Genomic DNA, 12,432 nt, shown 5'->3' with positions numbered 1-12,432 from the left:
CAAACCGGATCTGCGGTAAACCGCTGCTAGAACACACCCCGCTTCTATTCCTCTAAAGCTCACCATTCATCTACTGGCAGCGGCTGGGCATGCCTAGAGTCGGCCATTACTTTTTTCGACATCTTAATATTTGCGCCTCCATCCCAAGAGGAATCTCGACAGGAGGGAGGGAGTATTGCTAGCCTCGCGGAAATTGAAACAATTCTGCACCATTTGACACCATGGCTAAAAAATCAGCTCCCAAGAAGGCTTCTGCGAAAAAGCCCGCTGCCTCTCAAAAGTCGGCCATGGCCAAAAAGAAACCTGCACCGGTGAAGAAAGCCACAGCCGCCAACAACAAGAAGGCGGGTGCCGTGAAACCCAAGGCAGCAGCAAAGCCTGTGGCCCCTGCGAAAAAAGCCGAGCCTGCGCCTGTTTTGAAGCCTGTCTTTGAAGCGCCTGATCCCAAACCGACCGCCCCAGCCACCGCCGCAGCAACGAAGGTGGTGATGAAAACGGGGGCGGGTGGTGCCACGGCACTCACCATTGCCGCCCAGGCGTCTGCTGGAGCGGCTGCGAACGGCAACACGCATCCTGCGAACATCCTGGTGCTCGTCAGCAGCAGCGGCTGGCCTGTCACGGACCTGACCAAAGACCACTTTACGCTGATGGAGTACTTTGAAGTGCCCGGCCAGCAGGCACCTTTCAGCAACAACATCACTTCATTCCGCAATGTAGGCACCGGGGCGTATCTGCTCCAGGTAAAGCCGATCAATGGTGCCCCATGGCGCAGCGGCCATCACCTGGCGCAGATCCTGGTCTCCTCTGCTGACGACCGCCAGGGGCAGGGGGCGGTCAAGCTGATCATCCGCTGATTCAGCGCTTTGGTGATTCACTATCGACAGACCAAGCGGCTCCGCTAGCATGCGCGGCATGAACCGCCGTAACTTCCTCACGCAATCTCTCGCCGCCACCGCAGCCGCTTCGTTTTCCCAGGCTGCCACAGGTGCCAAACTCGCCCTGGGCCTGGATCACTTTGCGGTGAGGGCGACCGGATGGAAAGCGGCACAGTTCATCGACTACGCCGCTTCATTGAAGCTCGACACCATGTTCATCTCGGAACTGCATGTGTTTGAAAATTTCGAAGAGGCCTACCTGAAAAGCCTCAAGGAGCAGGCCGACCGTGCTGGGCTGAAACTGTATGTGGGCACCGGCTGCGTCTGCAAAACTTCCAACCGGTGGAAGGACACTTACGGAACGGCGGAGGAGCACCTGGAGCTGACCATTCGCATTGCCAAGGCGCTTGGCTCCCCCGTCGCACGCTGCTACCTCGGTGATCAGAAAGACCGCAGCGGCGATGGTGGCATCCAGAAGCACATCGAATCACTGGTCAATACCATCAAGGCCTGCCAGTCCAAAGCCGAAGGCGAAGGCATCAAGATTGCCGTCGAAAATCACGCGGGAGACATGCAGTCCCACGAACTGAAGGCGCTCATCGAGGCTGCGGGCAAAGGCTACGTGGGTGCGAACATTGATCCCGGCAACGCCGTGTGGGCGCTGGAGGAACCGATGATGCATCTCGAAGTCCTCGGCCCGCTCACGATCTGCAGCAGTGTGCGCGACAGCATGCTGTGGGAAGATGAAAACGGCGCGATGGTGCAGTGGACCGCCATCGGTGAGGGACTGGTGGACTACAAGGCATACGCCAAGCGATTTGCCGAGCTGGCCCCCGGCGTGCCGCTGCAGGTGGAGACCATCTCCGGTTTCGCCCGTCCGTTTGCATGGAAGAAGGACGAGTTCTGGAACATCTTCCCGAACCACCGAGACACCCCCATGTTCAAGGCCTGGCTCGACATGGCCAAACGGGGCAGGAAGATCGACAGCTTCAAAGCGCACGAGGGCCCCGGCAAGAAAGACGCCGAAATCGCCTACCAAAAAGGCGAGGCTGAGCGCAGCTTTGACTGGCTGCGCGCCAACGTGTGAGAACGACGGGAGTCATCCCGTGCCGTCAGCAAATCACACTGGAGAGCAACAGCCTGCTTGCGCAATGCGGCAATGGCTGCATACATGCGCTCCGCAAACGCGTGGATAGCTCAGTGGTAGAGCGGCTCGTTTACACCGAGTTGGTCGGGGGTTCGAATCCCTCTCCGCGCACCATCCTGCCGGATGTTCATTGGGGAGAAGTGACGTACATCCACTTCCGGGCCTCCATGCCGCTGGCCAGCTCTTTCACGCGGATCTCCCAGGAGCCAGGATCTTCATTTGGCGCGAGGTTCAGGCTGATGTCAATGATACCGTTTTCTGCGGCGTAATACCCGCTGCCTTCGGCGGATTTTCCAGTCGCATCCCGGATGTCCACGCGGACTGGGATCACCGCCTTTGTCGGTGCGTCCTGGGTGGTGGTGATGCTGAGGGCGATCTTTGCGCTGTTTCCCGCCACGGCTTTCTCAGGAACATCAAGCTTCATGCCAAGCAGGGGCTTTGGAAGCACCATGAAGATGCGGCCATCACAGGGCCCAAGGTCGACCGGCCAGCTCATCAAGCCATCGGCACCGCGCTTTGGCACGATGAACTGCGTGCCTGTGAGCTCATACACGTTCGCCGATTCGGCTTTCAAACCCACCGTGCCGCTGGAGGGCAGCCCGTTTTCCATCACGAGACCATGTTGCCCGACGTAGCTGCCGTATTCGCGTCTGTCATTGACAACAAACAGGTAGGTGGCATCGCCAAATTTTCGTGTGCGGACGATGATCTCAGGGTTGTCGCATGTGGCTTTTTGCGGCAGCGCGAAGCCGCCCACGGCCCGCGCCATGTCGAGAACTTTGGCCTTGTCTTCGGCAGCTTTTTTCTGGCGCTTGAAGCTTGGCAGCACAAAGTCGGCCTTGAGCGCGGGGCAGAGGAACTCATCGGCCACAATTTTGCCGCCCTTCTTCTGCCAGTCCTGAATGCGTGCCACCAGAGATTTTGTGAGCACATCGCAGAAAGGCATCACCAGAACCTTGCGGCCGCTCAGTCCGTTTTTGAGCAAGGTTTCCTCATAGAGAATGTCTGTCTGCACATGCGCATGCTGCAGGGCCAGCCAAACATCTGCGGCCCAGTCTGTGTTGCTGCCATAGCCGCCACGATGCGCAAACATCTGCGAGGTGAAGCTTTCGAGGAAAGCGACTTCACTGCGCTCATCTGGAACGGCCATGAGCGCCGGCCCCAGAGGCTCGATGACATCGTGCAGCAGCTGTTTGAGCACCGGTGCGGTGTTTGGGTTTGTGAAGCGATACCCGCCCGGACTGTCTGTGGGTACCAGAGACTGCCAGCCGTGGTACATGATGCCCTGAACGGGCCGTGAGATCTTGGTCCAAAGCGCCTCCTTCAAATGCATGGGAGCGATGGTGATGTAGGCCGCATCAGGATCATGATCCTGCCATGCCACAACCTCTCCGGGGGGCTTGCTGCTGATGGGAGCTGTCTGTGAGCGATACCAGATCAGCTGTGTCATTTTCATCACCCGCTGATTTCTGCCCGTGGCTGCGCTCATGGCAAAAAGCTGATCGGCGCACATGCCAATCTTTTGCGGATCAGGGTAGGTGTAGGTCCAGTGGGAGATCACATCCACGCCCCCACCTGCCCCGCTGATGCTGGGCTGCCGCACGGCGGGATCAAAAAAGGTCCAGACACGGCTGCTCTTCACACCTTTGTGCAACGAGGTGTGAAGGCCGTTCCAGCCATCCCCAACCGTCCAGAACCAACGCAGGTATTTTAGGATGGGATGATCATCTGCGATGACCCGGTCTGCCGGAAAGTCCTTCATCTTGGTCCAGTCCACGCCCCACTTGGCCGTCACCTCGGCCGGGATGTCTGTACCGGCAAATTTTTTGTAGGCCTCCACATCCACGGCATTAAAGCTCACCTGGGTGCTGTCGCGGACTTCGGTGTCAATCAGCGCGGTGGTGAAGGCAGGATGGTCGCCATAGGCCTTGGCCATGCTCATGCCCACCACCTGGAAGAAGGAGGAGAAGTCTGGCAACGAGGCGCAGATGTCCTGACGTGCGTAGGGTTTGCCATCGCGGCCCACGCGGAGGTTTTTATCCTCCTTTTCCAATGTGGAGCCAGGGGACAGGCTGGCGATGACTTCAAGGCCGCTGGCAAGCGCCTGGTCAAGCATGGCACGGTTCTTCGAGATCACCTCCGGCTTGGCCGGAGGCACAATCTTTTTCTGGTGCCACATTTCACCATAGTCAGCCCCGAGGCCGATGAAATGTGTGAAGCCGAGATCTTTCAGGCGGGCCAGCTCATCGCCTCCCGCACCCCACATGATCACGGGCATGCGCTGAGGCGTGCGCGGCACCAGCCTGAGCGAGGTGGACTGCTCTGTGGCATATGCGCCGGTTTCAAAACGTGCCCGCAGTTCATACTCGTCCGCCTTGAGGGCAGTGTTGAAGGCGTACCTGGCGGTGAAGCTTTTTCCGGCCGCGAGATCTGGCACGATGAAATCCTCCGTCCTGCCACCGAGGCTGACTCTGAGCTTTGCTGCTTTCAGCGCCTCACGCTGCAGATTGGTGCAGACAATTTCCAGAGGTTTCGCCGTTTCCATGCGACGCCATACATGGCGGTCTGACACGATTTGCATCGAAACACGTTCGAAGCTGAGCACGCCGTTGCAAATGCGCACCTCGTCGATCAAACCGGGAAATCCGCCATAATTGCTGCCCAGCCGGTCTCCGATGCTGAGCGGCTTGGTGCCGGGAGTCACGGCGCCATATCCGGCCATCGTGGCACCGCCGGCCGCGATACCGTTGCGGTAAAAGCGCCCCTCCCCTGCTCCGTCATAGGTGAATGCCACATGCTGCCACGCATCAGGCTCCAGCTTGAAGGGCAGGGAGTAGATCGTCTTTGACTCCGCGCCGAAGCCAAGTGAAACCCACATGCGCCGCAGGCCGCCTTTATCAGCATCGCCGATCTGCCACTGGTAGTCCGTGTGGCCGACGTATTTTTTGTCGAGCAGGAAACAGCGCAGCTTTGGCTCGAATGAGGCCTTGGGTTTGATCCACATCTCGAGAGTAAAGGCACCACTGACGGGCTTGACCGTGGTCACCGCCGCATGCCGTTTGTCCTCGACCGGGAAGCCGGGGAAAGACTCCAAAGCACCGCCGAACCTGCCGTCCGGGCTTAAAACGGCCCCATGCAGCGTGACATCTGCGGACTCGCGATCAAACTTCCAACACCCCAGCACCTGGGCTCCGGTGACATCCTCATTGGCATAACCGGTCTCCCATGTTTCCTGAAGCGCTGCGTAAGAGGCCCCGGAAAAACAGAGGAGCGAGAAAAGGGTGTAGCGAACAACTGGGAACATGGTGTCACACATACGACAGCAAGCCCCCCGTTCGCGCAACGAACGCCGGTCATTTCATGCCTTCACGGCCCACCTCAGCTTTGCCGGCGCGGCGCGGGGATTGCTGCGGCTCTCCTGTGATGTCGGGCGGATGACTTCGTCATTGGTGGCGCTGAAGAGACCGCTGCGGAGGCCTTCGCGGAACAGAAGCTTCACGCGGCGGTCTTCGCCGGAGTGGAAGGTGAGGATGGCCACACGTGCACCGGGCCTGAGGCAGGCGGGCAGCTGGCGCAAAAAGGTGTCGAGCGCCGTGAACTCCTCATTCACGGCAATGCGCAGGGCCTGGAAGACGCGGCGGACGGCAGCATCGCGATCTTCTTCCCCCAGGCGATGCGGGAGCACACGGCGCACGGCCTCGGCAAGAGAGCGCGTGGTGGCATGATCTGTTTCGGCGAGCGCCTGGGCGATGACTTTGGCGTGCGGTTCGTCGGCGTTTTCCGTGAGAATGACGGTGAGCTTTTCCGGGCTGATCCCGTGCAGCAGCTCACGTGCAGACACGCCGCGCTGGGGATTCATGCGCATGTCGAGCGGGCCTTCGTGTTTGAAGCTGAAGCCACGTGCGGGATTGTCGAACTGCATTGATGAGCAGCCCAGATCTGCGAGAAGCACATCTGCGCCGTCGCTCCAGCCGACCTCTGCCAACGCGCGGGAGAGCCCGGCGAAATTCATGCGCCTGACGACCAGGGCAGAATCTTCGCAGCCAGCTGAACGCAAACGTGCCTCGGCGCGGACGATCTCGATGGGGTCTTGATCAAGCGCGAGCAAAGTGCCGCCGGGTTGCACGGCTTTGAGCAATGCGCCCGCGTGGCCACCGAACCCCAAAGTGCAGTCCACGGCGCGGTCGCCTGGCTGCGGAGAGAGGATTTGCATGATCTCTTCAAGCAAGATGGGGACATGCTGCCCCGCAGGCGTTTTTCCGGACGCACGCACCTTCGCGATGGTTTCGGCATAGCGCTGAGGATTGAGCTCCTTGTACTTGTCTTCAAAGCGGCGCGGGTTTTTGCCGGAATAACGCGGACGACGACGATGCGGTGTTGGAACTTCGGCGTCGCTCACAGCTCGTTGTATTTGGCGTTCGATCCGCGTGCCTTTGCGACGGGATAGCGTGTTTCGTTGCGCTCAATCTTGTCGAGCATCGCCTGACCGAGATCCACACCGAGATTGTGCGCGAGTTCAAAGAGGAGGATGCCCACATCGGCCATTTCATCCTTCAGCTCCGGCATTTTTTCCCGCACCCGCTGCGCGATCTGATCCGGCTGCTGCCAGACGAAGTGCTGCAGCAGTTCGCCCGCCTCAGCGGTGATGGCAATGGCGAGCTCCTTGGGACTGTGAAACTGCATCCAGTCCCGGGCGTCGCGAAACGCACAGATGCGGGCGGTGATTTGTTCGATGCTCATGTGGCATGATGCAGGAGCGCAGGCAGGGGAGCAACCGGGAAGGAGACAAGATGCGCACAGTGTGTCCCAACGGAAGGATTGACGTCCACGCGCGTATTTAGGATGCTCAAACAGAAATATGAAACCTATCTCCGCTCTGGCCGCCTGCGTCTTCTTCGCCACCCTGATCCCTGCCGCCGGAGATCCTCCGGTGGATTTCGTCAAGCATATCAAACCCATCCTCGCGGATCGCTGTGTGGAATGCCACAACTCCGAGACGCTGCTGGGCGAGCTGAATCTGCAGAAGCGGGCGCTCGCCTTTGAAAAGCGCAAGGCAGGGCCGGTGATCGTGCCGAAGAGCGCGGAGAAGAGCATGCTGTATCTCGTGCTGACACTGCCGCCTAAAGACAAGAAAGCCATGCCAGCCACCGGGCACCGCATTCCCAAGGATGAGGTGAACCTGATCCGCCAGTGGATCAACGAAGGCGCCGACTGGCCGGAAGGCAAAGAGGGCAGCATCACTCCCCGCAAATAAAGTCAGGCGAGCTATCCGCCCTGGATATTTTTTCCGACAAGAGCAACTGCTGCGGAAGTGCGCGGTTCATCGGGTGCAGACTCCCATGAACCTCCGCACCCGCCACAGCCTCCATGCGATTGCCCATCTTATCCTTGCAGGAGTGAGCGCTTGGGCAGCAGATCCGATTGCGAAAGCCGGCAATGGAATGCCGATCATGCCGCCCACTGATACAACCACTGCCGTGGTGAAAGAGGGTGACAAGACGATCCAGATTCCCGAAGGCATGGTGTATGTGCCCGCAGGCAGCTTCACTTTTGGCCAAGGCGAGATGCGTGAGCTTCCCGGATATGCCATCGCACGGTTTGAAGTGACGAACGCAGAATACAAGGCCTTCCTTGAGGCCACCGGCCACCGTGGCACGCCGCGTCACTGGAAAGGCGGTATGCATCCTGAAGGAAAAGCGGCGCATCCCGTGCTCTTTGTCTCGCTGGTGGACGCGGAGGCTTACTGCGCGTGGATCAGCAAGGAGACAGGCAGGAAGATCCGGGTGCCAACAGCCGAAGAATGGGAGAAGGCAGCGCGGGGGCCGAAGGCATTTCTTTACCCATGGGGCAATGACAAGGACAGCCGGTTCAGCAACGGCAGGCTGCAAACTCATTTCAACTACAATGCCGTCTGCGCGGCCTACATGCTGGACAAAGAGGTCAAGACGGTGACCTGGTATGTGGAGAAATCCCAGGAAGCGGGCAAGCAGGGGCGGGTGGAGGACATCATGACTGGCAACGGCCAGGTCTTCAGCATCACCAGCGACGGCGGCGTGAACGGCTGGATCGACCACAACACGAACACGGGGTTCGTCAACACGCAGATCTACCGTGACCTCGTGGAGAACGGCGGCTTCACGACAGCGGTAGGCACTTATGAGAGTGGCAGGAGCGCCTATGGCTGCTACGACATGGCGGGGAACGTCTATGAATGGACCAGCAGCGTCATCGTGGCCACGAATGGAGCCGAGCGAGGCAAAGAGGTGAATGATGTCCGGGGCGGGAGCTGGTACTCCACCGGCCGCAGCGGTCAGAGCCTGTGCACGGGGGAGGGACGCAACCGCAACGGCGGCTACCACTCGGTGGGCTTTCGTATTGCCATGACGCCGTAAGCCGCACGGCTTGAATTCAAGTGCAGCGGTGGTAAATGCGGCCCCACATGAGATGCCTGATACTGCCGACTGTTTTTTCACTCATCCCACTCTGCGGCCTGCGGGCGCTGCAGGTGCCTGCCGGAGGTGATGATGTCCGTGGGGAGGCGCCCCTGGCGGTCTATGCCTCTTCATCTGCCGGCAAAGCCGAGAATCTCAAAGCCGTCCAGCGCATCACCATCACCAATCCGGACCCCGCGAAGGCCTATTCGGCGCAGTTTACAGCCCCCATCACAGGCGAGATCGCAAAAGGCGAGCATGTGCTGGCGATCATCAAAGCAAGACTTGTGGGTGAGTCAGAAGCCGGAGAGGTTCTGGCCAAACTGCAGCTGAAAGCCGAACCTTACACCTCCTTTGGCAGCACTACAGGCGTCTCCATTTTCCGTGAATGGACGGAGCAGCCTGTGCTCTTCACCGCAGACGCAGATGTCCCGGAAGGAAAGGCGGCGGTCGTGCTGCTGTGCGGGCAAAAGAAACAAAGCCTCGAAGTCGAAAGCATCCGGGTGCTGAGATACCCTGCAAAGACGGATGCCCGTGATTTCCCCAAGGCACGGCTGGCCAAGCGCTCGTATGCGGGCCGCGAACCGGATGCGCCCTGGCGCAAGGCCGCTCTGGAGAGGATCGAACAGCACCGAAAATCGAATCTCTCGCTGATCATGAGGGATGAAGCCGGAAGGCCGATGGCGGGCACCGAGGTCAAGCTCAGCCTGCGCCGTCATGCCTTTGGTTTTGGCTCAGCCGTGACGGCAAAGCATTTGAGCGGGGAAAGCGAAGACGACCGGCGTTATCGCGAAATCATTGACCGGCTTTTCAGCATTGTGGTGTTTGAGAATGATTTGAAGGATGGGAACTGGTCGCCGGATTTTGACGAGAAGAGGAAAGCACAGAGGAACGAGGAGCTGAACCGGGCCTTTGACTGGCTTTCGGAGCATCACATCTCCGTACGCGGGCATTACCTCATGCAGGTGGCCACGCCGTTCAATCTGCAGGACATCAAGGACAGTGCCGTCATCCGTGAACGCACGCTCACCAGTGTGAAGGAGCGGCTGGACTTTGTGAAAGACCGCGTCACCGAGTGGGATGTGATCAATCACCCCATCGCATGGAACGGTGCAGACATGCTGAACAAACGCCCGGGCCTGGAGCATCTGGACCGCGAGATCTTCACGCTGGCACGCCCGATGACCAAAGTGCCTTTCTTCGTCAATGAAGACCAGGTATTCCGCCCAGGCCCGCAACACGATGAAACCCTGTCCTACATTAAAGCGCTGAATGATGCGGGGCTGACCGTGGCCGGCCTGGGCAATCAGGCCCACTTTCACGAAAGCTACCTGCCGTCTCCGGAGCATCTGCTCGAAGTGACGGACCAGTTTGCCAGGGTGGTGCCGCATCAATCGATCACGGAATACGACATCGTGACCACGGAAGATGAAGAACTGGCAGCAGACTACACGCGGGATGTTCTGATCTCGGTGTTCAGCCACCCAGCCTACACCAGCTTCTTGCTGTGGGGTTTCTGGGAGGGCTCTCACTGGAAACCTGAAGCCGCCTCATGGAACAAAGACTGGAGCATACGCCAGCGTGGCGCGGTGCTGGAAGAATGGATCGGACGCAGATGGCACACGGAGGTCACTCTGCGGACGGATGCAGAAGGGTGCGCAAAATGGCGAGGCTTTCCGGGATGGTATGAGGTGCAGGCCAAGGGGATGAAGCCCTCGGTGGTGAAGCCTTCGTGGTGATGATCTAAAGCCAGGCTCTGAAAAATTAGCTCCGGCACATTCGCGCGCAACCGTCGTCACATCACCGGGTTGATAGGCAAATCTTACCCATGTCCTCCATCCCCCATCCTTTTCATATTCCACTGAGCCGCCGCAAGCTGCTGCAGAGCCTGCTGCTGACCACAGGCGGCATCATCACAAGCGGCGTGTATGCCGAAGCCCTGACTTTGACTCCGCGCGCCACCGAAGGCCCTTATTATCCAGATCATCTGCCGCTCGATCAGGACAATGATCTCACGATGGCTCTGGGCGGCAAGGCCCCTGCGCGCGGAGTGGTGACCGAGTTTGGCGGACGCCTGCTGAATGCGGATGGCAAACCAATCGAGAATGGAGTGATCGAACTTTGGCAATCTGACAACAACGGGTGCTACATCCACAGCCGCGGAACCCAGCAGGGCAAAGAGCGCGACCCAAACTTTCAGGGCTATGGCAAGGTGGAGACGAACGCGAAAGGCGAGTACCGCTTTCGCACGATCCTGCCAGGCCTGTATACGGGGCGCACTCTGCACTATCACATCCGGGTGAAGCAGAATGAGAAAAGCATGCTGACTACGCAGCTTTTCATCGCCGGGGTGCCACAGAATGACCGCGATGGCATTCTGCGTAGCATGGGCACAGAGGAGCAGAGGCTCTCCGTCATCCGTGAGTTCAAGCCGATGAGCAGCGACAGCAAGGAACTGGCGGCCACATGGGACATCGTGATCGGGCACACACCTGAAGAGCCGGAGCAGCGCGGGCGCGGACCCGGAGGGCCAGGCGGGCCGCCGCCGCGCCGCCGGGACAGCGCCGAAGTGAGTGAGCAGGATCTCAGAGACCTGATCCTGGGGCCGTCACCGTTCTAACCAGGCCTGCCTGTGAGAGTCCGACAGAAGCTGCTCAACGAACTTGGGCAGTTCCACGGACACAGGGCCGATGACGCGCTCACGGAACTGGCGTGAAATCTCGGTGCTCTCGATGTTAAACTCCACCAGACGGCATGCGCGGTTTTGTGCAGCCATTTGAGCGAAGCCGGCGGCGGGATAGACCATGCCGGATGTGCCTATGCAGAGAAAGAGATCGGCGCTCTTAAGGGCGTTCATGATCGTCTCCATCTCGAAAGGCATTTCGCCAAACCAGACAATGTGCGGGCGCATGCCGCCGATCTCGCCACAGGCGCGGCAGCGTGTGCCGGACGACAGCTCCTGAGTCCAGGGGAAAACCGCGCCACAGCATTCGCAGCGTGCTTTGCGGAGCTCGCCGTGCATGTGAATGAGCTTTTCACTGCCGGCACGTTCGTGGAGGTCGTCCACGTTTTGAGTGACCAGCAGAAAATTGCCACGCCATTCGCGTTCCAGCTTCGCCAGCGCAAGATGTCCTGCATTCGGTTCCACCGTGTTCAATGCCGCTCTTCGCAGATTGTAGAAACGGTGGACCAGTTCGGGGTTGCGTCTGAAGGCATCAGGCGAAGCCACCTCTTCAATACGATGGCCTTCCCAAAGACCGTCCACACCGCGAAAGGTGGGCACGCCGGACTCGGCGGACATGCCTGCGCCGGTGAGAATGACGATGTTTCGCTCCGCACTCATTTTTTTGGCTGCCGCTGCCGGACACACTCAAACAAGCAGACGCCCGTGGCGACAGAGACATTGAGGCACTCGACTTTCCCTGCCATGGGAATTTTGACCAGGAAGTCGCAGTGCTCGCCGGTGAGGCGGCGCATGCCGGGACCTTCGGCGCCCATGACGATGCCAATGCCGCCTTTGAGATCGAGGTCGTAAAGACTCTTGGTGGCCTCATCTGCCGTACCGACGAGCCAGATGCCGAGCTCCTTGAGCTTGTCCATGGCGCGGACGAGATTGGTGACGCGGACAAGGGGGATGTTTTCCGCACCGCCGCAGGCCACACGCACGACGGTCTCGGTGATGGGTGCGGTTTTGTCCTTGGGCATGATGACGGCGCAGACGCCTGCGGCATCGGCGGTGCGCAGGCAGGCGCCGAGATTGTGAGGGTCCTGAACGCAGTCGAGGATGAGGACAAGCGGGCTTTCCTTGCCTTCAAGAATCGATGGGATGTCTCCTTCTTCATAGACGCGCACCTGGTTGTCCGGGCGGGCATGACGGTTCTGGCGGGCGACGGGTTGTTCTGGGCGGTTTGGGCGCATGTGTTTGCTGACAGTGCGCTGTGAATGGGGTTTTGGCAAAATGATAGAAGCAGCAGCTTGC

The 12,432-nt window shown here is 59.5% G+C and carries 11 protein-coding genes and 1 tRNA gene; 7 read left to right on the top strand and 5 right to left on the bottom strand.

Features of this window, described 5'->3' with window-relative positions:
* Window positions 1-221 precede the first annotated feature (221 nt).
* The 3 genes from ACZ5WW_RS17755 to ACZ5WW_RS17745 all read left to right on the top strand — a co-directional run bounded on the left by ACZ5WW_RS17755 (window position 222) and on the right by ACZ5WW_RS17745 (window position 2,136).
* Window positions 222-854, top strand: a complete 633-nt coding sequence (locus tag ACZ5WW_RS17755) for a hypothetical protein (protein ID WP_377165786.1) — start codon at window positions 222-224, stop codon at window positions 852-854.
* Between the two features lie 58 nt (window positions 855-912).
* Window positions 913-1,962 (top strand): sugar phosphate isomerase/epimerase family protein, encoded by a 1,050-nt coding sequence (locus tag ACZ5WW_RS17750; protein ID WP_377165788.1) that lies wholly within the window; start codon window positions 913-915, stop codon window positions 1,960-1,962.
* Window positions 1,963-2,061: 99 nt separating this feature from the next.
* Window positions 2,062-2,136, top strand: a tRNA-Val gene (locus ACZ5WW_RS17745).
* 13 nt (window positions 2,137-2,149) lie between these two features.
* Here ACZ5WW_RS17745 and ACZ5WW_RS17740 read toward each other — a convergent pair.
* From ACZ5WW_RS17740 to ACZ5WW_RS17730, 3 genes are read right to left on the bottom strand one after another with little or no spacing between them, the layout of a single operon-like run.
* A complete protein-coding gene (locus tag ACZ5WW_RS17740; RefSeq protein WP_377165790.1) occupies window positions 2,150-5,326 on the bottom strand; it encodes a LamG domain-containing protein in 3,177 nt (1,058 codons plus the stop codon).
* A 54-nt stretch (window positions 5,327-5,380) separates the two neighbouring features.
* Window positions 5,381-6,421 carry a 16S rRNA (cytosine(1402)-N(4))-methyltransferase RsmH gene (gene rsmH / locus ACZ5WW_RS17735; protein ID WP_377165792.1) on the bottom strand — a complete coding sequence of 347 codons (1,041 nt, stop codon included), beginning with the start codon at window positions 6,419-6,421 and terminating at the stop codon, window positions 5,381-5,383.
* The gene (locus ACZ5WW_RS17730; protein ID WP_377165794.1) at window positions 6,418-6,762 is read right to left on the bottom strand and encodes a nucleotide pyrophosphohydrolase; all 345 of its coding nucleotides are present in this window, start codon (window positions 6,760-6,762) and stop codon (window positions 6,418-6,420) included. Before ACZ5WW_RS17730 ends, rsmH begins: the two co-directional genes overlap by 4 nt.
* 118 nt (window positions 6,763-6,880) lie before the next feature.
* Here ACZ5WW_RS17730 and ACZ5WW_RS17725 point away from each other — a divergent pair, with 118 nt between their 5' ends.
* From ACZ5WW_RS17725 to ACZ5WW_RS17710, 4 genes are all read left to right on the top strand, one after another.
* A complete protein-coding gene (locus tag ACZ5WW_RS17725; protein WP_377165796.1) occupies window positions 6,881-7,276 on the top strand; it encodes a c-type cytochrome domain-containing protein in 396 nt (131 codons plus the stop codon).
* Window positions 7,277-7,472: 196 nt separating this feature from the next.
* On the top strand, window positions 7,473-8,414 hold the full coding sequence (locus tag ACZ5WW_RS17720; protein WP_377165798.1) for a formylglycine-generating enzyme family protein: 942 nt from the start codon (window positions 7,473-7,475) through the stop codon (window positions 8,412-8,414).
* A gap of 47 nt (window positions 8,415-8,461) precedes the next feature.
* On the top strand, window positions 8,462-10,192 hold the full coding sequence (locus ACZ5WW_RS17715) for an endo-1,4-beta-xylanase (protein ID WP_377165800.1): 1,731 nt from the start codon (window positions 8,462-8,464) through the stop codon (window positions 10,190-10,192).
* 89 nt (window positions 10,193-10,281) lie between these two features.
* Window positions 10,282-11,073 (top strand): dioxygenase family protein, encoded by a 792-nt coding sequence (locus ACZ5WW_RS17710; protein ID WP_377165802.1) that lies wholly within the window; start codon window positions 10,282-10,284, stop codon window positions 11,071-11,073.
* On the opposite strand, the gene ACZ5WW_RS17705 is transcribed toward ACZ5WW_RS17710, so the two are convergent.
* Entirely contained in the window at window positions 11,062-11,796 is a 735-nt protein-coding gene (locus ACZ5WW_RS17705) for an NAD-dependent deacylase (protein ID WP_377165804.1), read from the bottom strand. The two genes, ACZ5WW_RS17710 and ACZ5WW_RS17705, sit on opposite strands and share 12 nt — an antisense overlap.
* Window positions 11,793-12,371, bottom strand: a complete 579-nt coding sequence (gene rlmB / locus ACZ5WW_RS17700) for a 23S rRNA (guanosine(2251)-2'-O)-methyltransferase RlmB (RefSeq protein WP_377165806.1) — start codon at window positions 12,369-12,371, stop codon at window positions 11,793-11,795. Before rlmB ends, ACZ5WW_RS17705 begins: the two co-directional genes overlap by 4 nt.
* Window positions 12,372-12,432 lie beyond the last annotated feature (61 nt).

It is taken from the genome of Prosthecobacter fluviatilis (assembly GCF_055388355.1).
This window is presented reverse-complemented; position numbering and strand designations above follow the sequence as displayed.

Excerpts from the sequence above, each read along its gene's own strand:
- ACZ5WW_RS17730 (WP_377165794.1), bottom strand. The coding sequence starts at position 6,762 with ATGAGCATCGAACAAATCACCGCCCGCATCTGTGCGTTTCGCGACGCC.
- ACZ5WW_RS17720 (WP_377165798.1), top strand. The coding sequence starts at position 7,473 with ATGCCGCCCACTGATACAACCACTGCCGTGGTGAAAGAGGGTGACAAG.
- ACZ5WW_RS17715 (WP_377165800.1), top strand. The coding sequence starts at position 8,462 with ATGAGATGCCTGATACTGCCGACTGTTTTTTCACTCATCCCACTCTGC.
- ACZ5WW_RS17710 (WP_377165802.1), top strand. The coding sequence starts at position 10,282 with ATGTCCTCCATCCCCCATCCTTTTCATATTCCACTGAGCCGCCGCAAG.
- ACZ5WW_RS17725 (WP_377165796.1), top strand. The coding sequence starts at position 6,881 with ATGAAACCTATCTCCGCTCTGGCCGCCTGCGTCTTCTTCGCCACCCTG.
- ACZ5WW_RS17740 (WP_377165790.1), bottom strand. The coding sequence starts at position 5,326 with ATGTTCCCAGTTGTTCGCTACACCCTTTTCTCGCTCCTCTGTTTTTCC.
- ACZ5WW_RS17705 (WP_377165804.1), bottom strand. The coding sequence starts at position 11,796 with ATGAGTGCGGAGCGAAACATCGTCATTCTCACCGGCGCAGGCATGTCC.
- rlmB (WP_377165806.1), bottom strand. The coding sequence starts at position 12,371 with ATGCGCCCAAACCGCCCAGAACAACCCGTCGCCCGCCAGAACCGTCAT.
- ACZ5WW_RS17755 (WP_377165786.1), top strand. The coding sequence starts at position 222 with ATGGCTAAAAAATCAGCTCCCAAGAAGGCTTCTGCGAAAAAGCCCGCT.
- ACZ5WW_RS17750 (WP_377165788.1), top strand. The coding sequence starts at position 913 with ATGAACCGCCGTAACTTCCTCACGCAATCTCTCGCCGCCACCGCAGCC.